General features: G+C 73.1%; 22 protein-coding genes. 17 read left to right on the forward strand and 5 right to left on the reverse strand.

What is annotated here, in order from left to right; all coding sequences use genetic code 11:
• Window positions 1–9: 9 nt before the first annotated feature.
• A complete protein-coding gene (locus tag ABD954_RS18860) occupies window positions 10–999 on the forward strand; it encodes an ABC transporter substrate-binding protein (RefSeq protein ID WP_345487208.1) in 990 nt (329 codons plus the stop codon).
• A 131-nt stretch (window positions 1,000–1,130) separates the two neighbouring features.
• The gene (locus ABD954_RS18865) at window positions 1,131–2,222 is read left to right on the forward strand and encodes a coiled-coil domain-containing protein (RefSeq protein ID WP_345487209.1); all 1,092 of its coding nucleotides are present in this window, start codon (window positions 1,131–1,133) and stop codon (window positions 2,220–2,222) included.
• A gap of 247 nt (window positions 2,223–2,469) precedes the next feature.
• Here ABD954_RS18865 and ABD954_RS18870 read toward each other — a convergent pair whose 3' ends face one another.
• Together ABD954_RS18870 and ABD954_RS18875 are read right to left on the reverse strand one after the other, a co-directional pair.
• Window positions 2,470–3,612, reverse strand: coding sequence for an NADH-quinone oxidoreductase subunit D (locus tag ABD954_RS18870; RefSeq protein ID WP_345487210.1), 1,143 nt, complete (start codon window positions 3,610–3,612; stop codon window positions 2,470–2,472).
• 66 nt (window positions 3,613–3,678) lie between these two features.
• Window positions 3,679–4,599, reverse strand: coding sequence for an SAM-dependent methyltransferase (locus ABD954_RS18875; RefSeq protein WP_345492295.1), 921 nt, complete (start codon window positions 4,597–4,599; stop codon window positions 3,679–3,681).
• A 139-nt stretch (window positions 4,600–4,738) separates the two neighbouring features.
• Here ABD954_RS18875 and ABD954_RS18880 point away from each other — a divergent pair, with 139 nt between their 5' ends.
• From ABD954_RS18880 to ABD954_RS18890, 3 genes are read left to right on the forward strand one after another with little or no spacing between them, the layout of a single operon-like run.
• On the forward strand, window positions 4,739–5,944 hold the full coding sequence (locus ABD954_RS18880; protein WP_345487211.1) for a sensor histidine kinase: 1,206 nt from the start codon (window positions 4,739–4,741) through the stop codon (window positions 5,942–5,944).
• A 27-nt stretch (window positions 5,945–5,971) separates the two neighbouring features.
• Complete coding sequence (locus ABD954_RS18885; protein WP_345487212.1) at window positions 5,972–6,640, forward strand: response regulator; 669 nt, start codon at window positions 5,972–5,974, stop codon at window positions 6,638–6,640.
• A 1-nt stretch (window position 6,641) separates the two neighbouring features.
• Window positions 6,642–7,250 carry an AAA family ATPase gene (locus ABD954_RS18890; protein WP_345487213.1) on the forward strand — a complete coding sequence of 203 codons (609 nt, stop codon included), beginning with the start codon at window positions 6,642–6,644 and terminating at the stop codon, window positions 7,248–7,250.
• Window positions 7,251–7,328: 78 nt separating this feature from the next.
• On the opposite strand, the gene ABD954_RS18895 is transcribed toward ABD954_RS18890, so the two are convergent.
• Complete coding sequence (locus ABD954_RS18895; RefSeq protein ID WP_345487214.1) at window positions 7,329–8,417, reverse strand: DUF5937 family protein; 1,089 nt, start codon at window positions 8,415–8,417, stop codon at window positions 7,329–7,331.
• A gap of 100 nt (window positions 8,418–8,517) precedes the next feature.
• Between ABD954_RS18895 and ABD954_RS18900 the strand changes: the two genes are divergently transcribed.
• On the forward strand, window positions 8,518–8,679 hold the full coding sequence (locus ABD954_RS18900) for a hypothetical protein (RefSeq protein WP_345487215.1): 162 nt from the start codon (window positions 8,518–8,520) through the stop codon (window positions 8,677–8,679).
• A gap of 236 nt (window positions 8,680–8,915) precedes the next feature.
• Here ABD954_RS18900 and ABD954_RS18905 read toward each other — a convergent pair whose 3' ends face one another.
• Entirely contained in the window at window positions 8,916–10,058 is a 1,143-nt protein-coding gene (locus ABD954_RS18905) for a threonine aldolase family protein (protein ID WP_345487216.1), read from the reverse strand.
• 123 nt (window positions 10,059–10,181) lie between these two features.
• On the opposite strand from ABD954_RS18905, the gene ABD954_RS18910 reads away from it, so the two are divergent.
• The 10 genes from ABD954_RS18910 (at window position 10,182) to ABD954_RS18955 (ending at window position 18,267) form a co-directional block, all read left to right on the forward strand.
• Complete coding sequence (locus tag ABD954_RS18910) at window positions 10,182–11,171, forward strand: Rossmann-like and DUF2520 domain-containing protein (protein ID WP_345487217.1); 990 nt, start codon at window positions 10,182–10,184, stop codon at window positions 11,169–11,171.
• Window positions 11,168–12,175, forward strand: coding sequence for a pantoate--beta-alanine ligase (gene panC, locus ABD954_RS18915; protein ID WP_345487218.1), 1,008 nt, complete (start codon window positions 11,168–11,170; stop codon window positions 12,173–12,175). The genes ABD954_RS18910 and panC overlap by 4 nt, the downstream gene beginning before the upstream one ends.
• Window positions 12,172–13,881: an L-aspartate oxidase gene (locus tag ABD954_RS18920; protein ID WP_345487219.1), complete on the forward strand. Its 1,710-nt coding sequence runs from the start codon at window positions 12,172–12,174 to the stop codon at window positions 13,879–13,881. Before panC ends, ABD954_RS18920 begins: the two co-directional genes overlap by 4 nt.
• Window positions 13,878–14,894, forward strand: a complete 1,017-nt coding sequence (gene nadC / locus ABD954_RS18925; protein WP_345487220.1) for a carboxylating nicotinate-nucleotide diphosphorylase — start codon at window positions 13,878–13,880, stop codon at window positions 14,892–14,894. Before ABD954_RS18920 ends, nadC begins: the two co-directional genes overlap by 4 nt.
• On the forward strand, window positions 14,894–15,700 hold the full coding sequence (locus tag ABD954_RS18930) for a type III pantothenate kinase (protein ID WP_345487222.1): 807 nt from the start codon (window positions 14,894–14,896) through the stop codon (window positions 15,698–15,700). The genes nadC and ABD954_RS18930 overlap by 1 nt, the downstream gene beginning before the upstream one ends.
• A 143-nt stretch (window positions 15,701–15,843) precedes the next feature.
• Window positions 15,844–16,494: a hypothetical protein gene (locus ABD954_RS18935; RefSeq protein WP_345492297.1), complete on the forward strand. Its 651-nt coding sequence runs from the start codon at window positions 15,844–15,846 to the stop codon at window positions 16,492–16,494.
• A gap of 14 nt (window positions 16,495–16,508) precedes the next feature.
• Window positions 16,509–16,685, forward strand: coding sequence for a hypothetical protein (locus ABD954_RS18940; RefSeq protein ID WP_345487224.1), 177 nt, complete (start codon window positions 16,509–16,511; stop codon window positions 16,683–16,685).
• 124 nt (window positions 16,686–16,809) lie between these two features.
• Entirely contained in the window at window positions 16,810–17,241 is a 432-nt protein-coding gene (locus ABD954_RS18945) for a BlaI/MecI/CopY family transcriptional regulator (protein WP_345487225.1), read from the forward strand.
• Between the two features lie 9 nt (window positions 17,242–17,250).
• Entirely contained in the window at window positions 17,251–17,772 is a 522-nt protein-coding gene (locus ABD954_RS18950) for an amino-acid N-acetyltransferase (protein ID WP_345487226.1), read from the forward strand.
• 156 nt (window positions 17,773–17,928) lie between these two features.
• Window positions 17,929–18,267, forward strand: a complete 339-nt coding sequence (locus ABD954_RS18955; protein ID WP_345487227.1) for a histone-like nucleoid-structuring protein Lsr2 — start codon at window positions 17,929–17,931, stop codon at window positions 18,265–18,267.
• Here the strand turns inward: ABD954_RS18955 and ABD954_RS18960 are convergent.
• Window positions 18,246–18,881, reverse strand: coding sequence for an SCO3374 family protein (locus ABD954_RS18960; protein ID WP_345487228.1), 636 nt, complete (start codon window positions 18,879–18,881; stop codon window positions 18,246–18,248). The genes ABD954_RS18955 and ABD954_RS18960 overlap by 22 nt on opposite strands.
• A 464-nt stretch (window positions 18,882–19,345) precedes the next feature.
• Here ABD954_RS18960 and ABD954_RS18965 point away from each other — a divergent pair, with 464 nt between their 5' ends.
• Complete coding sequence (locus ABD954_RS18965) at window positions 19,346–21,868, forward strand: ATP-dependent Clp protease ATP-binding subunit (protein ID WP_345487229.1); 2,523 nt, start codon at window positions 19,346–19,348, stop codon at window positions 21,866–21,868.
• The last annotated feature ends 65 nt before the right edge of the window (window positions 21,869–21,933 follow it).

Below are 21,933 nucleotides of genomic sequence, written 5' to 3' on the forward strand. Positions count from 1 at the left end.
ACGACGGAGATGGGTGATTGTGTGAGCAGGACCTCGCGCCTCGTGGGCGCGGCACTGGGCACGGCGGCACTGACGGCATCGCTCGCCGCGTGCGGCGGCGACAGCCTGGAGCAGTCGAAGGGCGGCTCCCCGGGCGGGAGCACGGGCGGCGGCAAGGGCGCGATCGTCGTCGGCGCCGCGGCGTTCACCGAGTCGAAGGTGCTGGCCGAGCTCTACGCCCAGGTCCTCGACGACGCCGGATACTCCGCGAGCGTCACCACGGTGAAGAACCGCGAGCTGTACGAACCGTCCCTGGAGAAGGGCGAGATCGACGTCGTTCCGGAATACGCGGCGACCCTCGCGGAATTCCTCAACGCGAAGGCGAACGGCCCCAAGGCGCCCGTGGAGAAGCCGGTCGCCTCGGGAGACGTGGCCGCCACCACCGAGGCGCTGAAGAAGCTCGCCGAGCCGCGAGGACTGAAGGTGCTCGCGGCCGGCCGGGCCGTCGACCAGAACGCCTTCGCCGTGAGCAGGGAATTCGCGGAGAAGAACAAGCTGAGGACGCTTTCCGATCTCGGCCGCGCCAAGCTGAAGGTGAAGATCGCGGCCGGTGACGAATGCGAGATCCGGCCCTTCTGCGCGCCGGGCCTGAAGAAGACCTACGGCATCGACGTCATCGGCGTCGACCCCCGGGGAGTCGGCACCCCGCAGGCCAAGCAGGCCGTCAAGGACGGGATCGACCAGCTCGTCCTGACCACCACCACGGACGCCACCGTCGAGTCCTTCGGACTGGTCTTCCTCGCCGACGACAAGAAGCTGCAGAACGCCGACAACGTCCTTCCCGTGGTCAATGCGAAGGACGCCGGATCGCCGGAGATAGCCGCCGCCCTCGACAAGATCACGAAGGTGCTGACGACGGCGGATCTCGCCGAACTCAACCGCAAGGTCGACGCCGAGCGGGCGAAGCCCGAGGACGTGGCGAAGGACTATCTGGAGTCGAAGGGGCTGCTCAAGAAGTAGGCGCCGGGTAAGGGGAGTCGGCCGGGCCCGGCGGGGAATGAGGATCCCCCCGGCAGGCGACGACGAGAACTCGCCAAGAGATTGCCGGGCCGACCCCCCATACCGCGCCTACGCACGGTAAATTTCAGGCCATGCCACGTGGACGTCACCGCCATTCCCCACCTCTGCACAAGCTCCTGCCGCCCTCCGCGGTCGCCGGGGCGTCGGTCGTCTGTGCCGCGGTCGCCTGGCTGCTCGGTGACCCCGTGGTGCTGCGGCTGCTCGTCGCCGCCGCGGCGGCCGCCGCCGTCACCGGTGCCGTCCTCATGCGCAGTTGGGACCGCAGCGCCGGCCGCCAGGTGGCCGAGCTGAACCGGGCCCGCACCGCCGACCAGTGGAAGACCGAGGAGCGGATCGCCGAACTGGAGTCCGACCTGGAGGAGTCGCGCGAGCTGCGCGCCCGCCTCGACGCCAAGCTCCGCGCCAAGCGCGTCGAGCTGGCCGGACTCCGCAGCGAGCACGCCGACCTCCTGCGCCGCTACGCCACCGCGGAGACCGAGCGGGCCAGCGCGCTGGAGGGCCGCCGCGTGCTCGCCCTGGAGACCACCGCGACCTCCGGGACGAAGGCCCTGCCCGCCGCCGGGTCCACCCCGACGCCCGAGGCGTACCGCCGGGCCGCGGAGGCCCTGCGCAACCTGGCGGCGAGGAGCGGGCCCGCCGCCGAGGCCCCGGGCACGGAGGAGGACGCGGACCCCGAGCCGGCGACGCGGACTGCTGCGGACACCGGCACCGGCACCGACACCGGCACCGAGGCGAGGGTCCCCGGCGCCGCAGGTCGCCGCGCGCACGAGGAGCAGCACGCGAAGACCTCCGGGGCCTCCGCGCTGCGCACCGTGCCCGCCGCGGCCGCGATCGTCCCGTACGCCGCCCGCCGCCCCGCCCCGCGCCCCGTGGGCGGCTTCGACTACTTCGGCACGCAGAGCACGCGCGGCGCGCAGGGCAGCGGGAACACGCAGGCGGCGCAGGGCCCGCAGGCCGCGCTGGGCGCCAAGAAGGCCGCCGCCGCGATCGAGGCCGTGCAGAACGAGGACCTCGCCGATGTCGTCGGCGAGGAGGTCCTCGCCGCCGCGGAGCAGCCGGCCGCCCCCGAACAGCGGGCGATCGGCCAGGTCATCGACCTCACGGCGCACGACGAGACCGAGCAGCTCGACGTGGCGGAGCTGCGCGGCGCGGTCAACTCGTAAGGCAGCGGGCGTAGGCGGCGGGCGCCGGCGGACAGGATCCGCCGGCGCCCGCCGCGTGCCGTCCCGCCGGCCTGCCACCGGTCCCACCTGCCTGCCTGCCGCCGTCCCGACCGTCCGGACCCCCGTCAGGCGCACCGGCTCCTGGGTGAGGGTCACCGCCGCGCCGGCCGTCCCGCCGGTCCCGATCGCCCGGCGCACCGCCCTTGGCGCCGGGGCTGCGGCCCGGCGCGCCGTCCTACGTGTCGGTCTACTTGTCGATGTCGCCGACGACGAAGAAGAGCGAGCCGAGGATCGCCACCATGTCGGCGACGAGCGTCCCGGGCAGCAGCTCGGTCAGCGCCTGGATGTTGTTGTACGAGGCCGAGCGCAGCTTCAGCCGGTACGGGGTCTTCTCGCCCTTGGACACCAGGTAGTAGCCGTTGACGCCCAGCGGGTTCTCGGTCCACGCGTAGGTGTGCCCCTCCGGCGCCTTGAGGACCTTCGGCAGCCGCTGGTTGATGGGGCCCTGCGGCAGCTGTTCGATCCGGTCCAGACAGGCGTCGGCGAGCTCCAGCGCGTTGTGCGTCTGCTCCAGGAGGCACTCGAAGCGGGCCAGGCAGTCGCCCTCGGTCCGGGTCACCACCCGCAGGGTGTCGAGCAGCTCCCCGTACGCGAGGTACGGCTCGTCGCGCCGCAGGTCGAAGTCGACGCCCGAGGCGCGGGCGATGGGCCCCGACACCCCGTACGCGTGCGCGGTCTCCCGCGTCAGCACCCCGACCCCGCGGGTCCGCCCCCGGAAGATCTCGTTGCCGAGCACGAGCCGGTCGTACACGTCCATCCGCGACCGCACGTCCGCGACCGCCTGCCGGGCCCGGCCCAGCCACCCCGCGGGCAGGTCCTCCTTCAGCCCGCCGACCCGGTTGAACATGTAGTGCATCCGCCCGCCGGAGACCTCCTCCATGACGGCCTGGAGCTCCTCCCGCTCGCGGAAGGCGTGGAAGACGGGGGTGATGCCGCCGAGCTCCAGCGGGTACGAGCCGAGGAACATCAGGTGGTTGAGCACCCGGTTCAGCTCGGCCAGCAGCGTCCGCGTCCACACCGCCCGCTCGGGGACCTCCATGCCCAGCATTCGCTCGACGGCCATGACCACGCCGAGCTCGTTGGAGAACGCGGACAGCCAGTCGTGCCGGTTGGCCAGCATGATGATCTGCCGGTAGTCCCGCGCCTCGAACAGCTTCTCGGCCCCGCGGTGCATGTAGCCGACCACCGGCTCGGCCTCCCGCACGACCTCCCCGTCGAGCACGAGCCGCAACCGGAGCACACCGTGCGTGGAGGGATGCTGCGGCCCGATGTTGAGCACCATGTCGGTGCTCTCCGCCGCGCCGCCGATGCCGACCGTCGTCTCCGTCATGCCGGACAGTATCCCTCGCGCGCCGCCACGGGCGGCCTTCGGCCGGGGGCTTCCCGGCCCGCCTCCTCAGCCCGTCCGCCGGACGAGCCACAGGAAATCGCCGAGACCGCCCGGAGCGGTCAGTTCCGCCGCCTCGCCCGCGGCCGCGAGGGCACGGACGTAGCCGGCCGGGTCCTGGGTGGCGAGGGACAGGGGCGGGCGCCCGCCCAGGACGCCCAGGCCGCGCAGGGCCTCGCGCTGGGTGCCGAGCCGAGCGCCGGGCGACGCCGCCGCGCAGGCGTCCAGGGCCACGTGGGCCGTCAGATCGCAGGTGCCGTCCGGGACGGGGGTGACCTCGCGGCCTGCGCGGAAGGCGGTGAGGGTGCCGAAGGGCGGGCGGGCCGGGAGGGTGTGGCCGTAGTCGACGGCCACCGCCGTGCCGGCGGCGAGGCAGGCCGCCGCCGTCGCCCAGGCCACGTCGCGGGGCCGGCCGATCTCCGCGCGTTCCCCGGGCTCCCCGAGCGGCCACCACCGCTCCAGCCACTCGGCGTCCGGCCCCGCCACGACGGCGCCGAGCCGCTCGCGGCCCGCGCCGTCGACCTCCACGTACCGCACCGCGCCCGCGTCGTCGACCTGCGCCACGTCCACCGGCACGTTGTCCAGCCACTCGTTCGCGAACAGCAGCCCCCGCTCCCCGTCCGGCAGCCGCCCGGTCCAGGTGATCCGCGGGTCCAGGCCCTTCGGTCGGGCCGCGCGTTCCACCCCGTAGGGGCGGACCCGCAGATCCGCCGGCACCGCCGCCAGCACGCCCGTCAGCAGCTCGCCCCGGCCCGCCCCCACGTCCACGAACGCGACCTCGTCCGTCCCCAGCTCCTCCGCCGTGCGCACCAGCAGCCGCGCCACCGCCCCCGCGAACAGCGGCGAGGCGTGCACCGACGTACGGAAGTGGCCGGCCGGCCCCTCGGGCCGCAGGAAGAAGCCCCCCGGGCCGTACAGCGCCCGCTCCATCGCGTCCCGCCAGCCCCGCCATTGACACGTCTCATCCGTCACGTGCCCCAGTCTCCACCTTGGGGAGTACGGGCCTCACGGGAAGGATCGCTCCCACGGTTGACCCCTGCACCTATCCCCTTTCCCTACGCTGGGTCACGTGCAGCGCCTCTACGACTTCCTCCGCAGACACCCGACGGGCGTCGACACCTTCTGGGCCGTCGTCCTCTTCGGGTTCTCCCTGTTGTGGGTGGCCTCGTCCGTCCCGGCGGTCGTCGAGCCCGTCCCGTACGCGGTCGTCGGCGCGCTGTTCTCGCTGGTCGTGGCCCTGCGGCGGCGCATGCCGGAGAAGATGCTGCTGCTCGCGGTCGGCCTCGGCCTCGCCCAGCTCGCCCTCGGGATCATCCCGTTCCTGGCGGACTTCGCCATGCTGGTGATCATCTACACCGTCGCCGCCCACGACGGCCCCCGCTGGGCCTCCCGCATCGCCCTCGCCGGCGGACTGAGCGCCAGCACGCTCTCCCAGCTGCGCTGGCCCGTCCAGGACGGCACCGACTCGGTCGCCGCCAAGATCTTCTTCACGGTCATCATGACCGTGCCCTTCGCGCTCGCCTGGGTCCTCGGCGACTCCGTGCGCACCCGCCGCGCCTACTTCGCCCAGCTGGAGGAACGCGCCTCCCGCCTGGAGAAGGAACGCGAAGCGCAGGCCAAGGTCGCCGTCGCCGCCGAACGCGCCCGCATCGCCCGCGAGCTCCACGACGTCGTCGCCCACAACGTCTCCGTGATGGTCGTCCAGGCCGACGGCGCCGCCTACGTCATGGACTCCTCGCCCGAGACCGCCAAGCAGGCCCTGGAGACCATCTCCAGCACCGGCCGCCAGGCCCTCGCCGAGATGCGCCGGCTGCTCGGGATCCTGCGCACCGGCGAGCACCAGGAGGCCGGCGAGTACGTCCCCCAGCCCGACGTCCAGCAGATCGAGGACCTCGTCGAACAGGTCCGCGGCGCCGGCCTCGCCGTCGACTTCAAGGTCGAGGGCACCCCGCGCCCGCTGCCCAGCGGCGTCGAACTGACCGCCTACCGGATCGTCCAGGAAGCCCTCACCAACACCCGCAAGCACGGCGGTCCCGACGCCGGTGCCAGCGTCCGGCTGGTCTACTTCGACGACGGCCTCGGACTGCTCGTCGAGGACGACGGTCGCGGCGCGCCCCAGGAGATGTACGAGGACGGCGGCGCCGACGGGCGCGGCCACGGCCTGATCGGCATGCGCGAGCGCGTCGGCATGGTCGGCGGCACCCTGGACGCGGGTCCGCGCCCCGGCGGCGGCTTCCGCATCAGCGCCCTGCTCCCCCTCAAGCCCGCTCACTGACGACCCCACGACCCCTTAAGGATCCCCATGTCCATCCGCGTGATGCTCGTCGACGACCAGGTGCTGCTGCGCACCGGCTTCCGCATGGTGCTGGCCGCCCAGCCGGACATGGAGGTCGTGGCGGAGGCGGGTGACGGCGTGGAGGCCCTGGAGGTGCTCAGGAGCACGGCCGTGGACGTGGTCCTGATGGACGTGCGCATGCCCAAGCTGGACGGGGTGGAGACGACCCGGCGGATCTGTGCGGAGCCGGACGCGCCGAAGGTGCTGATCCTGACCACGTTCGACCTCGACGAGTACGCCTTCTCCGGGCTCAAGGCGGGCGCCAGCGGCTTCATGCTCAAGGACGTGCCGCCGGGCGAACTGCTCGGCGCGATCCGCTCCGTGCACAGCGGGGACGCGGTCGTCGCGCCCTCCACGACCCGCCGGCTCCTGGACCGCTTCTCGCCCATGCTGCCGTCGGCCGGTCCCGAGCCGCGGCAGAAGGAACTGGAGCGGCTGACCGAGCGGGAACGGGAAGTGATGATGCTGGTCGCCCAGGGCCTGTCCAACGGCGAGATCGCCGCCCGCCTCGTGCTGTCCGAGGCCACCGTCAAGACCCACGTCGGGCGCATCCTCACCAAGCTGGGCCTGCGCGACCGGGTCCAGGTCGTCGTCCTCGCCTACGAGACCGGCCTCGTACGGGCCGGCGGACGCTGAGGTGCTGCTCTGGCTCAACGGGCCGTTCGGCGGCGGCAAGACGCAGACGGCCTGGGAACTGCGCCGCCGCCTGCCCGGCAGCGTCGTCTGCGACCCCGAGCACATCGGCTTCGGCCTGCACCGGAGCCTGCCGCCGGGGCTGCGCGGCGACTTCCAGGACCTGGCGGCGTGGCGGCAGGGCGTGTACGAGGTGCTCGACCTGGCGCTGCGGCGGCACGACGGGCCGGTGATCGCGCCGATGACCGTCGTCGAGCCCGCGTACTTCGCCGAGACGGTCGGGCGGCTGCGGCAGACGCACGGCGAGGAGCGGGTGCGGCACTTCGCGCTGCTCGCCGAGCGCGAGACCGTGCTGCGGCGCCTGAGCGAACGGGGTCTGGGGCGCGGCCTGAAGCGGGAGAGCTTCGCCGTACGGAAACTGGACGGCTGCCTGGAGCGGCTGGCCGCTCCGGAATTCGCCCACCACATCCCTACCGACCACCTGACCGTCCCGCAGGTCGCCGACCTGGTCGCGCGACGGGCGGGGCTGCGGATCGCGCCGAACACGGACGGGCCGCTGCGGCACCGGCTGCGCCGGATCCGGGTGGGTCTTTCGCACCTCCGCTTCGACTGAGCGGGCGGGCGGCCTGGGGTGTGCGCACGAGGCTCGGCACCGGGCGTAGCCGGCCAGGCGGGACTTTCCGGACACGGCCTAGCGCAGGACCGACTCCAGGAAGTCGCTGCCGAGGCGGGCCACGACGGGGAAGTCCAGCTGGTGCAGCACATAGCGGCCCCGGCGCTGGGTGGTCAGCAGCCCGGCCTTCTTCAGGACGGAGAGGTGGCGCGAGACCTCCGGGGCGGTGATGCCGTACGCGTCGGCCAGCTCGCTCGTCGAGTATGGGCCGCGCGCCAGGCTCCGGCACAGGCGCATCCGCATCGGGTGGGCGATGGCCTCAAGACGGCGCTTGACCAGCTCGACGGACTCGGCGCCCCCGACCTCGCGGGCGGCCGCCGGATACTGGATCACCGGCTGCCAGCCGGGCGCGCACAGGGCGAACAGGTGCGGCCAGCCGAACGCCGTCGGCACCAGCGTGACGGCGGTGCCGTGGGCCTCGGTGCGGCCGTGCACCAGCTTGTCCACGACGATGCGCGAACCGCGCCCGTCCTCCTCCAGGGAAAGGGCGGGGGAGGCGGCCGTCAGGGCCTCGGCCAGGCCCTTGCGGCGCAGCAGCTCGGTCTTGTGGCGGGCGTCGGCGGCGAGCTGCACGCGGACCCGCTGCCAGGTGTCCGCGAAGAACGCCTCGTCGCAGTCCTGGAGGAGCCGGCGGATCCAGGCGCGGGTGGCCGTCGGCTCGCACAGCATGCGCTCCACGAACGCGGCCTGCCGCGGGCCCCGCGCCGCGGCCAGGTCGAGGGCCCGGCGGCGCGAGTGCTCGTCGACGAGCGGGGACGGGATGCCCTGGGCGTAGCGGCTGCTGCACGAGATCTCCAAGGCGGCGCCGACGAACTTCTCGTCGTCCATGCGGTCGAGGTCGTCCAGCTCCTCCGCCAGCGTCTCGCGGGGCTGGGCCGGCAGCAGGAAGTCGGAGCGCGTCGACCGCCACATGAAGTCCGCCTCGTGGAGCCGCTCGGCCAGCTCCGGCTTCAGGCCCGCCGCCGTCGCCGTCGTCCACGCGTGCAGGCGCGCGTGATGGGCCGGTTCGGCCAGCGCGTGCAGGGCGTTGCCGAGCTCCGCCAGCGGCGAGGGGCAGAAGGTGATCCGCTCGTGCGGCAGTCCTGTGATGTCGATGGTCACGCTCACCCCCCTATGGTGCGGGGCCCGGTGGGGCGGGTGTCGTGCCGTTTGACGAGGGCCGTCAATCGGCGGGGCGGGCGGCGCGCGGCGGGCGCACGGTGGGGGCATGGACGCACTTCAAGGACACCTCCTGGACAGCTACCGGGCAGCCGGGCTCGGCGAACCGGCGCCCCCCGCCCCCGGCACCCACGATCCGGCGGTGCTCCGGGAGGTGCTGCGGGCGGTGCTCGCACGGATGCGGGGCCGGTTGGGAGCCGGGCCGGGGTAGGGAGCGGCGGGTGGCGCGGAGGCCGTCACCGTCACCGTCGCCGGGAGCGGCGGGTGGCGCGGGGGCCGTCACCGTCGCCGGGAGCGGCGGGTGGCGCGGGGGCCGTCACTGGGAGCGGCGCGGGGCCGCTGCCGCCTCGCCCGGCGGTCGGCCCACAGCGTCGCGAGGCTGTTCCGGCTTCGCCCGGGGGTCGGTGCACGGCGCCGCGCGGGGCCGCTCCGGCGTCGCCCCCCGGCTCAGCGCACCCGGGTCAGGAAGTCCCGTACCGCCTCCTGCACGTCCTCGGCCGTCCACTCCAGGCCCGGCGCCGTGACCGTCACCTCCGTGACCGCCATGCCCGGCGGGCCGCCCGCCGGCGCGGCGAACCAGCGCCGGAAGAGGGTGGTGCCGGTGTCCTCGGTCAGGGAGAGCGCGGCGGCGGTGAGGGCGTCGGGGTCGTACGGGAGCCAGACGCGGAACTGGTGGGTGTGCGGGACCTCCGGGTGGACGCGGAACCAGGGCACGGCGGCTTCCGTGAAGGCGTCACGGAGCGCGGCGGCGACCACGCGCGCGTGGGCCGCGTACGAGGGCAGGCGCGGCAGCTCCGTCTCCAGGCCGCGCAGGGCGGACAGGGCGGCCGGGTATTGCTGGAAGAGCTGGCCGCCGTAGCGGTGGCGCCACAGGCGGGCCTCCTCGACCAGCTCGTCCGGGCCGGCGAGCGCCGCGCCCGACAGGCCGCCGAGCGACTTGTAGAACGAGACGTAGACGCTGTCCGCGAGGCCCGCGATCTCCGGCAGTCCGCGGCCGAAATGGGCCGGGCAGTCCCACAGGCGCGCCCCGTCGAAGTGGACCACCGCCTCCCGCTCCCGGGCCGCCTCGACCACCGCGACGAGCTCGTCCCAGTCCGGCAGCACGAAGCCCGCGTCCCGCAGCGGCAGCTCCACCATGAGGGCGCCGAAGGGCTCGGGGTGGTCCCGCACCTCCTCGGCCGTCGGCAGGCGCGGCTCGTCCGTCAGGTGGACCGTGCGCAGGCCGGCGACCGTCTCGAAGGCCCCGTTCTCGTGGAGCTCGGGGTGGGCCAGGGGGTGCAGCGCGACCACCGCGTTCCCCGTCCGGCCGGCCCAGCAGCGGAGCGCGACCTGCTGGGCCATGGTCCCGGTCGGGAAGAAGACCGCGGCCGGGAAGCCCAGCTCCTCGGCGACCCGCCGCTCCAGCTCCTCCACCACCGCGTCGCCGTACGTGTCGACCCGCCCGTCCCCGTACGGCGTCCCGGCGGCCCAGTCGGCCAGCTCGCGCAGCCGTTCCCCCACGGTGCCGTCCGTCGAGGTGTGCCACAGTCTGCGACGGGCGCCGCTCCACACCCGGGCCCGGTACTCGACGCTCTGCTGATCGGATTCCATGGCCCGATCATCGTCCATCGGGGCGAGGTTCCCCAGGGAGTTGTCCACAGGGTCGGGCCGATCATCACACCGCCTCCTCTGCTCTGTGGACAGTCGCGGGTGAGCGCGAAACGCTGGCGTAGCATGACCAGAAATCGTCCGGTACCCGCCGAGGACTGGAACGGAAGGCCGACCCGCATCGTGAACGCACCACCAGCACAGCCCCGGCAGCAGCCCGACCGGGCGGAGGACCGCCCCGCGCGGCTCACCGTGGGCGTCGTCGGCGCGGGCCGGGTGGGCCCCGCGCTCGCCGCCTCCCTGCAGCTCGCCGGACACCGTCCCGTGGCCGTCTCCGCCGTCTCCGACGCCTCCCGGCGCCGTGCCGCCGCCCTGCTGCCGGACGTCCCCGTCGTCGAGCCCGCGCGGGTGCTCGCCCTCGCCGACCTGGTCCTGCTCACCGTTCCCGACGACGCCCTGCCCGGCCTCGTCGAGGGCCTCGCCGACACCGGCGCGGTCCGGCCCGGGCAGCTCCTCGTGCACACCTCCGGGCGCTACGGGGTGCGGGTCCTCGACCCGGCGCGCCGGGCCGGCGCGCTGCCGCTGGCCCTGCACCCGGCGATGACCTTCACCGGCACCTCCGTGGACGTCCAGCGGCTCGCCGGGTGCTCCTTCGGCGTCACCGCCCCCGACGAGCTGCGGCTGGCGGCGGAGGCCCTCGTCATCGAGATGGGCGGCGAGCCGGAGTGGATCGCCGAGGAGAACCGGCCGCTCTACCACGCGGCCCTCGCCCTCGGCGCCAACCACCTGGTCACCCTGGTGGCCCAGGCCATGGAGCTGCTCCGCTCGGCCGGGGTCGGCGCCCCGGACCGGATGCTCGGCCCGCTGCTCGGCGCCGCCCTGGACAACGCGCTGCGCTCCGGCGACGCCGCCCTGACCGGGCCCGTCGCCCGCGGTGACGCCGGCACCGTCGCCGCCCACGTCGCCGAGCTGCACAAGCACGCGCCCGCCACCGTCGCCGGCTACCTGGCGATGGCCCGCGCCACCGCCGACCGCGCGCTCGCGCACGGCCTGCTCAAGCCCGAGCTGGCCCAGGACCTGCTGGGTGTGCTCGCCGAGGGGGACGACCACCGATGACCTTCACGCTCGTCCGTACGGCCGCCGACCTCCACGCGCGGGCGGACGCCGGCCGCCGCGCCGTCGTCATGACCATGGGCGCCCTGCACGAGGGCCACGCCACCCTGGTGCGCGCCGCCCGCGACCGGGTAGGCCCGGACGGCACCGTCGTCGTCACCGTCTTCGTCAACCCGCTCCAGTTCGGCGCGGGCGAGGACCTCGACCGCTACCCCCGCACCCTCGACGCCGACCTGCGGGTCGCCGAGGCCGCCGGTGCCGACGCCGTCTTCGCGCCCTCCGTCGACGAGGTCTACCCGGGCGGGGAGCCGCAGGTCCGGATCAGCGCCGGCCCCATGGGAGAGCGCCTGGAGGGAGCCTCCCGGCCCGGCCACTTCGACGGCATGCTCACCGTCGTCGCCAAGCTCCTCCACCTCACGGCGCCGGACCTGGCGTTCTTCGGCCAGAAGGACGCCCAGCAGCTGGCACTGATCCGCCGCATGGTCCGCGACCTGAACTTCCCGGTCGGGATCGTCGGCGTGCCGACCGTGCGCGAGGACGACGGTCTCGCCCTGTCCAGCCGCAACCGCTACCTGTCGCCCGCGGAGCGCCGCACGGCCCTGGCGCTCTCCCGCGCGCTGTTCGCCGCCCGTGACCGGCTCGCGGCCCAGGAGGCGCTGCGCGCCCGCGCCACCGCCCTGCCCGGCGCCCAGAGCCGGGCCGAGACCCGGGCGGAGGCGCTGTCCCGGCTCGGCGAGGCCCGCGCCGCCGCCGACGCCCACGCGGTCGCCCAGGTGGCCGAGGGCGGGGGCGCCGAGGCCGTACGGGCGGCGGCCCAGGCCGTACTGGACGACGCGGCCAAGGCCGAACCGCCGCTCACCCTGGACTATCTGGCCCTGGTCGATCCGGCCGACTTCACGGAGGTCGCCGACGATCACGACGGGGAGGCGATCCTCGCCGTCGCCGCGCGGGTGGGGACCACGCGGCTCATCGACAACCTCCCCCTGACCTTCGGAGCCACGAAGTGACCGGAATACGGCTGCACGCGCCCGACCCGGGCTGGTCCATCGACGCCGACGTCGTCGTGGTCGGCTCCGGCGTCGCGGGCCTGACCGCGGCCCTGCGCTGCACCTCCGCCGGGCTGCGCACGGTCGTCGTCACCAAGGCCCGGCTCGACGACGGCTCCACCCGCTGGGCCCAGGGCGGCATCGCCGCCGCGCTCGGCGAGGGCGACACGCCCGAGCAGCACCTCGACGACACGCTCGTGGCGGGTGCCGGACTGTGCGACGAGCAGGCCGTGCGCGCCCTGGTCACCGAGGGCCCCGGCGCCGTCCGTCGGCTCATCGCCACCGGCGCCGCCTTCGACCGCACCGACGGCGGCGAGATCGCGCTGACCCGCGAGGGCGGCCACCACCGCCGCCGGATCGCCCACGCGGGCGGCGACGCGACCGGCGCCGAGATCTCCCGCGCCCTGGTGGAGGCGATACGCGACCAGGGCGTGCGGTTCGTCGAGCACGCCCTCGTCCTCGACCTCCTCAAGGACGCCGAGGGCCGTACGGCCGGCGTCACCCTGCACGTCATGGGCGAGGGCCAGCACGACGGCGTCGGCGCCGTCCACGCCCCCGCCGTGGTCCTCGCCACCGGCGGCATGGGCCAGGTCTTCTCCGCCACCACCAACCCGGCGGTGTCCACCGGCGACGGCGTGGCGCTCGCGCTGCGCGCCGGCGCGGAGGTCTCCGACCTGGAGTTCGTCCAGTTCCACCCGACGGTGCTGTTCCTGGGCGCCGGTTCCGAGGGCCAGCAGCCGCTGGTCTCCGAGGCCGTGCGCGGCGAGGGCGCCCATCTCGTCGACGCCGACGGGGTCCGCTTCATGCTCGGGCAGCACGAGCTCGCCGAGCTGGCGCCCCGCGACATCGTCGCCAAGGCGATCATGCGGCGGATGCGGGAGCAGGGCGCCGAGCACATGTACCTCGACGCCCGCCACTTCGGCGCCGAGATGTGGGAGCGGCGCTTCCCGACCATCCTGGCCGCCTGCCGAGCCCACGGCATCGACCCGGTCACGGAGCCGATCCCGGTCGCCCCGGCCGCCCACTACGCCTCCGGCGGCGTCCGCACCGACCTGCTCGGCCGGACGACCGTGCCGGGCCTCTACGCCTGCGGCGAGGTCGCCTGCACGGGCGTCCACGGAGCGAACCGGCTGGCGTCGAACTCCCTCCTGGAGGGCCTGGTCTTCGCCGAGCGGATCGCCGACGACATCACCGCGCACGGCCCGCACCGCGAGGGCCTGCCGCTGCCCGCCACCGCCCCCGGCTCCGTGCAGACCCTGCTGCCGCCCGAGGAGCGCCGGGAGATCCAGCGGATCATGACCGCGGGCGCCGGCGTGCTGCGCTCCGCCGCGAGCCTCGGCGACGCCGCCGACGCCCTGGAGGGGCTCCAGCTGAACGCCGAGCTCGACGCCGGACGGGACGGCCGCAAGGCCGCCGAGCCCGGAGTCGAAGCCTGGGAGACCGCCAACCTGCTGGTCGTCGCCCGGGTCCTGGTGGCCTCGGCGCAGGCGCGCGAGGAGACCCGCGGCTGCCACTGGCGCGAGGACCGGCCCGACCGGGACGACGCGGCCTGGCGCCGCCACCTGGTCGTCCGGCTGACGCCCGACCGACGGCTGGTGGTGCACCGCACCACCGGCGCAGACTTTCCGCCCGTAACCCCCGACGCACCCAGGGAGCCGCAGCCGTGAGCACGCCCGAAGAAGCACGTCCGGAGCCCGTGGACGTGCCCCTGATCCAGATCAACGCCCCCGCCGAGCCCGGTGGCGGCTGCGGCGAAGGCTGCGGCTGCGGGGAGGACGAGGCGTACGAGTGCGGTCTCGACCCGGCGCTCGCCCAGCTGCTCGCCGACGCCGGACTCGACCCGGTCCAGGTCGAGGACATCGCCCACCTGGCCATCGCCGAGGACCTCGACGGCGGCGTGGACGTGACGACCGTGGCGACCGTCCCCGAGGACGCCGTCGCGACCGCCGACTTCACCGCCCGCGAGGCCGGTGTGGTGGCCGGCCTCAGGGTCGCCGAGGCGGTCCTGTCGATCGTCTGCACCGACGAGTTCGAGGTCGAGCGGCACGTCGAGGACGGCGAGCGGGTCGAGGCGGGCGACACGCTGCTCAGCGTCACCGCCCGCACCCGTGACCTGCTCACCGGCGAGCGCAGCGCGCTGAACATCCTGTGCCGCCTGTCCGGCATCGCCACCGCCACGCGCGCGTGGGCGGACGCCCTGGAGGGCACGAAGGCGAAGGTCCGCGACACCCGCAAGACCACGCCGGGCCTGCGCGCCCTGGAGAAGTACGCGGTGCGCTGCGGCGGCGGCGTCAACCACCGCATGTCGCTGTCGGACGCGGCCCTGGTGAAGGACAACCACGTGGTGGCGGCCGGCGGCGTGGCCGAGGCGTTCAAGGCCGTGCGCGAGCAGTTCCCGGACGTGCCGATCGAGGTCGAGGTCGACACCATGCACCAGGTCCGCGAGGTCCTGGACGCGGGCGCCGACCTGATCCTGCTCGACAACTTCACCCCGGCCGAGACCGAGGAGGCGGTCGCCCTGGTCGGCGGCCGGGCGGTCCTGGAGTCCTCCGGGCGCCTCACCCTGGAGAACGCGGCGGCGTACGCGGCGACCGGCGTGGACTACCTGGCGGTGGGCGGCCTCACCCACTCCTCCCCGATCCTCGACATCGGCCTGGACCTGCGCGAGGCGGCCCGCTGATGCTGCTCACGATCGACGTCGGCAACACCCAGACCGTCCTCGGTCTCTTCGACGGCGAGGAGATCGTCGAGCACTGGCGCATCTCCACCGACCCGCGGCGCACCGCCGACGAGTGGGCGGTCCTGCTCCAGGGCCTGATGGGCATGCACCCGCTGCTCGGCGTCGAGCTGAGCGACGGCATCGGCGGCATCGCGATCTGCGCCACCGTCCCCTCGGTGCTGCACGAGCTGCGCGAGGTGACGCGCCGCTACTACGGGGACGTCCCCGCGGTCCTGGTGGAGCCGGGCGTCAAGACGGGCGTCCCGGTCCTCACGGACAACCCCAAGGAGGTCGGCGCCGACCGCGTCATCAACGCGGTGGCGGCGGTCGAGCTGTACGGCGGTCCGGCGATCGTCGTCGACTTCGGCACGGCGACGACGTACGACGCGGTCACCGCGCGCGGCGAGTACGCGGGCGGCGCCATCGCCCCGGGCATCGAGATCTCGGTCGAGGCGCTCGGCGTGAAGGGCGCCATGCTCCGCAAGATCGAGCTGGCCCGCCCGCGCAGCGTGATCGGCAAGAACACGGTCGAGGCGATGCAGTCCGGCATCGTCTTCGGTTACGTGGGTCAGGTGGACGGCGTGGTCGCGCGGATGAAGCGCGAGCTGGCCGGCCCGGACGGGGACCCCTCGGCCGTGACGGTGATCGCGACCGGCGGTCTGGCGCCGATGGTGCTCGCGGACTCCAAGGAGATCGACGCGCACGAGCCGTGGCTGACGCTGATCGGCCTGCGACTGGTCTACGAGCGGAACGTCTCGCGCATGTAGGGCCGGGGGGCCGTGCCGGCGCGTGGGCGGCCCTCCGGATCCTTCCGGCGGGCCGACCCGCCGGAAAGATCGAAAAACGACGGATTTGTCCGATTAGCGCGTATCGTCGGTCCATGCCCACGCCCTACGGATCCCGCGGCGGCATGGCGTTCAGCGCGGACGAGCTGCGTGTGCTCCGACGCGCCCTCGCCACCGCACTCAACCCTGCCCCCCTTCAGGACGACGACGTCCAGGACTGCCTGCGCCTGGCCGAATCCGTGGACGAGGCGGTGCGCGAGGCCGGCCGGCAGCGCGCCTTCCTCCTCGCCGACCTGGCGCGCTACCGCCGGGCCCTGCCCGGCTCGCTGCCCGGCTATCTGGAGCTCCTCCGGGACGCCCTGGCCGCCGGCTACGACCCGGCCGCCGACGACCTCTCCGCCCTGCGCGCGCTGCGCGGCAACCCGGCGGCCGCCGCGCTGCTCGCCCGCTGCCAGGTCCTGGCGGAACGATCCGTCCGCGCCCGCCTCGCCCGCGTCGCCCAGGCCGGGCCCCGCTCCCCGCTCCCCGCCCCGGCCGCCGCCCGGACCCGCACCCCGGCCCGGCTCGCGCCCGTCGCCCGCACCCGGCTGCTCGCCCTGCCCGGCGGCCGCGCCGCCGAGGAGGGGCCGAGGCAGCCCGCACCGGGCTCACCGGGACGCCCCGGGCCCCGGCCGCCCGCGCCCGGCGAGCGCCCGGTGCCCAAGCCCTCCGAGGTCTTCCCGCCACGCCGGCGCCCCGTTCCGCCGCCCCCGCCCGAGGAACGCGCCGCCGGATAGCTACTCTGGATGCCATGGAATACGTATCCGCGCTCCTGCCCCCCGTCGTGATGGCCGTGTTCTTCACCGCCCTCATCGTCGTGATCGTCAAGAGCCAGGGCGGACCGAACAAGGCCAAGGAGGACGAGGCCGTGGACGCCGCCTTCGCCCGCGCCGAGGCCGCCCGCCAGAGCGGCACCCCCGCCCCGTAACAGAGCCCCCCGGGGCCCCCAGGACGTACGACCGCCGCCAGGCCGTACGTCCTTTTTGCTGTCTTCGGAGACGTTTCGTCCAGCAATGTGCCTATAAGTGTCGATCTCGCACTAAGGTGGCCGTGTGCCCCGTCAATTGGGAGAGCTGGAAGACGCCGTCATGACGCGCGTCTGGCAATGGAACCGGCCGGTCACCGTCCGGGAAGTCCTGGAGGATCTCCAGCAGGAACGGTCCATCGCCTACACCACCGTCATGACGGTATTGGACAATCTCCATCAGAAGGGCTGGGTGCGCAGGGAAGTCGAAGGCCGCGCCTATCGATATACGGCGGTCTCCACCCGGGCCGCCTACTCGGCCGCACTGATGAACGAGGCCTGGGCGCAGAGCGACAACCCCGCGGCGGCCCTCGTCGCCTTCTTCGGGATGATGTCGCCCGAACAGCGCGAGGCGCTCAACGACGCCATCCGTATCGCCCAGCGGGACATCCCCGAGGCCGCCGCGCCGCCCGCCGAAACGGCCGAGGGGGGCCGGGAGCCCGGCGGGCCCGGGCGATAACGTCCCCCCATGCCATCCGCTTCCGCCAATGCCGTCACCGTACGCCGGGCCCGTACCTCCGATGTCGCCGCCCTGCGCCGTCTCGTCGATCCCTACGTGCGCCGCGGCATCCTCCTCGACAAGGCGCCCGTGACGCTTTACGAGGACATCCAGGAGTTCTGGGTCGCCGAACGCGACGACGACGCCACGGTCGTCGGCTGCGGAGCCCTGCACGTGATGTGGGAAGACCTCGCCGAAGTGCGCACTCTCGCGGTCGATCCCGGCTTCAAGGGCGCCGGAGTGGGACATCAGGTCCTCGACAAGTTGCTGCACACCGCGCGATGGCTCGGTGTACGCAGGGTTTTCTGCCTGACCTTCGAAGTCGACTTCTTCGCGAAGCACGGCTTCGTCGAGATCGGCGAGACTCCGGTCGACGGAGATGTCTACAGTGAGCTCCTGCGTTCCTATGACGAGGGCGTCGCCGAGTTCCTCGGTCTCGAACGAGTGAAGCCGAACACCTTGGGCAACAGCCGCATGCTTCTGCACCTGTGACCCGGAGCGCGGATCCGGGCGTCTTCGGAGTGCCTATGTCCGAATCGCGCACGTTTCCCGCGTTGCCGGGGTTCTGAACCTCTGCCAGGGGTTTGTGTTTTTCCGGGAAAAGCGGTTTCCTTTCCGCGTACTGCATTTTCGATGAAAGGAAATCCGGTGGCACAGAAGGTTCAGGTCCTTCTTGTCGATGACCTCGACGGCGGGGAGGCGGACGAGACCGTGACGTTCGCGCTGGACGGCAAGTCCTACGAGATCGACCTCACCACCGCCAACGCGGACAAGCTCCGTGACCTGCTCGAGCCGTACACCAAGAATGGACGTCGTACCGGTGGGCGCAGCGCCGGTGCCCGCGGCAAGGGCCGTGCGACCGCCTCCGGCGGCAGCCCGGACACCGCGAAGATCCGCGCGTGGGCCAAGGAGAACGGCTACAACGTGAACGACCGCGGCCGGGTGCCCGCCGAGATCAAGGCGGCCTACGAGGACGCCAACCGCTGAGCGCCCCGCTGCTGAGCGTCCGCCCCCGCCACCGGCTCCGGCCGGCGGCCACGGGCAGCACTCAGCAGCCGCACCCGGTGGCACTCGGCGGCCGCGGCGGCCACGAGCCGCACCAGACAGGGGGAGTCCGCCTCGGCGGCGCGTCCCCGCAGCGAGGGCCGCAGGGCCGGCAGCGAGGACTCGACCTCGCGCCCCGGCTCCGGGGCCCTCAGCCACACCGCGGCCTCCGGCACGCCGGAACCGCTCCGACCGGCGGGTTTCCGGCCCGGAGGCAGGGGCGCGGTCATCCGGCCGCCGGTGCCGAGCATCGCCAGATCCAGTGAGATCCCGCCCCACTCCAGCCAGTCGAGGAGTCCGGGAAGCTCTTCCGCGCTCCCCGCGGCGACGAGCAGCCGCATCCGCCGCCCCATGAGGGCCACCGGACCGACGGCGGCGCCCAACCGGCGCAGCACTCCGTGACCGGCGGGCGCGGGCAGCTCCAGGACGTCGAACCGCAGTCCCGTCACCAGCTGCACCGGCGGCCCGGGCGCGGTCGCCCAGCCGAGCTCGTGCTCGTACCACCGCGCCAGACCGCCGTCGATCGGCGAACGGGGCGGCGGGACGGTGAGGGCCATACCGGCAGAACGCCTCCGGGCCCCGGCGGGTTACGGAAGAGGGTGACCCCGTGTTCTCCGTCCGGAGCGCGGAGTGTCCACGATGGGGGCGTACGGGTGCATTCGGCCGCGCAAGGTTGTTCGCCCGTAGCGGAGGGAACCGGGGTGCGCCGCATGGAGTGTCCCTGCTTACGGGTAAGACATTCCATGTGAGGAGGGGCGTCTCGCGGGCTGAAGCGTCTCACGTTCGCCATCGGCGTACTGGAGCCGGGGCTAACAGCTTGGCCTGCGGGAACATCGTCTCGCACCATCGAGTTGGAGCATTTGTCGGCTGTTCGGCAGCAGGTCTCCCCGAGAAGTGAGGGGGTGATCCGGACGGATGTCGGCAGTTGGAATGAGCGGTCCCCGCTTGCGGGACTAAGCTGCGGAAGGACAGGGAGGGGATCGACCCCTAACTGACTGACCGCTCTGAGGAGCGATTAACGATGTTCGAGAGGTTCACCGACCGCGCGCGGCGGGTTGTCGTCCTGGCTCAGGAAGAAGCCCGGATGCTCAACCACAACTACATCGGCACCGAGCACATCCTCCTGGGCCTTATCCACGAGGGTGAGGGTGTCGCCGCTAAGGCCCTGGAGAGCCTCGGGATTTCGCTCGAGGCGGTCCGCCAGCAGGTGGAGGAGATCATCGGCCAGGGCCAGCAGGCCCCGTCCGGGCACATCCCCTTCACCCCTCGTGCCAAGAAGGTCCTGGAGCTGTCGCTCCGGGAGGCCCTCCAGCTCGGCCACAACTACATCGGCACCGAGCACATCCTGCTCGGCCTGATCCGCGAGGGCGAGGGCGTCGCCGCCCAGGTCCTCGTGAAGCTGGGCGCCGATCTCAACCGGGTCCGGCAGCAGGTCATCCAGCTGCTCTCCGGCTACCAGGGCAAGGAAGCCGCCACCGCGGGCGGCCCTGCCGAGGGCACGCCCTCGACGTCCCTGGTCCTCGACCAGTTCGGCCGCAACCTCACCCAGGCGGCCCGCGAGTCCAAGCTCGACCCGGTCATCGGGCGCGAGAAGGAGATCGAGCGGGTCATGCAGGTGCTGTCCCGCCGGACGAAGAACAACCCGGTCCTCATCGGCGAGCCCGGCGTCGGCAAGACGGCGGTCGTCGAGGGCCTGGCCCAGGCCATCGTCAAGGGCGAGGTGCCCGAGACCCTCAAGGACAAGCACCTCTACACCCTGGACCTCGGTGCCCTGGTCGCCGGCTCCCGCTACCGCGGTGACTTCGAGGAGCGCCTGAAGAAGGTCCTCAAGGAGATCCGCACCCGCGGCGACATCATCCTGTTCATCGACGAGCTCCACACCCTGGTGGGTGCGGGTGCCGCCGAGGGCGCGATCGACGCCGCCAGCATCCTCAAGCCGATGCTGGCCCGCGGCGAGCTCCAGACCATCGGTGCCACCACGCTCGACGAGTACCGGAAGTACCTGGAGAAGGACGCGGCCCTCGAGCGCCGCTTCCAGCCCATCCAGGTCGCCGAGCCGTCGCTGCCGCACACGATCGAGATCCTCAAGGGTCTGCGCGACCGCTACGAGGCCCACCACCGGGTCTCCATCACGGACGAGGCCCTCGTCCAGGCCGCGACCCTGGCCGACCGCTACATCTCGGACCGCTTCCTGCCGGACAAGGCGATCGACCTGATCGACGAGGCCGGCTCCCGGATGCGCATCCGCCGGATGACCGCGCCGCCGGACCTCCGCGAGTTCGACGAGAAGATCGCCTCCGTCCGCCGGGACAAGGAGTCCGCGATCGACTCGCAGGACTTCGAGAAGGCCGCCTCCCTGCGCGACAAGGAGAAGCAGCTCCTCGCCGCGAAGACCAAGCGGGAGAAGGAGTGGAAGGCCGGCGACATGGACGTCGTCGCCGAGGTCGACGGCGAGCTGATCGCCGAGGTCCTCGCGACCGCCACCGGCATCCCGGTCTTCAAGCTGACCGAGGAGGAGTCCTCGCGCCTGCTCCGCATGGAGGACGAGCTCCACAAGCGCGTCATCGGCCAGAAGGACGCCGTCATCGGCCTCTCGCGCGCCATCCGGCGTACGCGAGCGGGTCTGAAGGACCCGAAGCGTCCCGGCGGCTCGTTCATCTTCGCCGGCCCCTCCGGTGTCGGTAAGACCGAGCTGTCCAAGGCGCTCGCCGAATTCCTCTTCGGCGACGAGGACGCGATGATCTCCCTCGACATGTCGGAGTTCAGCGAGAAGCACACGGTCTCCCGTCTCTTCGGTTCTCCGCCCGGATACGTGGGCTACGAAGAGGGCGGCCAGCTCACCGAGAAGGTGCGCCGCAAGCCGTTCTCCGTGGTCCTCTTCGACGAGGTCGAGAAGGCCCACCCCGATATCTTCAATTCCCTTCTCCAGATCCTGGAGGACGGTCGTCTGACCGACTCCCAGGGCCGGGTCGTGGACTTCAAGAACACGGTCATCATCATGACGACCAACCTCGGGACCAGGGACATCTCGAAGGGCTTCAACCTGGGCTTCGCGGCCCAGGGCGACACGAAGTCCAACTACGAGCGGATGAAGGCGAAGGTCAGCGACGAGCTGAAGCAGCACTTCCGCCCGGAGTTCCTCAACCGTGTGGACGACATCATCGTCTTCCCGCAGCTGACCCAGGACGACATCCTCCAGATCGTCGACCTGATGATCGGCCGTGTCGACGAGCGCCTCAAGGACCGGGACATGGGCATCGAGCTCTCCCAGACCGCGAAGGAGCTCCTCGCGAAGAAGGGCTACGACCCCGTTCTCGGCGCCCGTCCGCTCCGCCGGACGATCCAGCGCGAGATCGAGGACACCCTGTCGGAGAAGATCCTCTTCGGCGACCTGCGGCCCGGCCACATCGTGGTCGTGGACACGGAGGGCGACGGCGAGGAGCGCAAGTTCACCTTCCGCGGCGAGGAGAAGTCGGCCCTGCCGGACGTCCCTCCGGTGGAGGCGGCGGGCGGCCCCGGTCCGAACCTGTCGAAGGACGCGTGACCTGACGCCGCGCTGAGCCGAGCTGAGCGCTGAAGGGGCGGCCCCGGAACCTGACGGTTCCGGGG

This window comes from Streptomyces roseoviridis (assembly GCF_039535235.1).
GTDB lineage: Bacteria > Actinomycetota > Actinomycetes > Streptomycetales > Streptomycetaceae > Streptomyces > Streptomyces roseoviridis.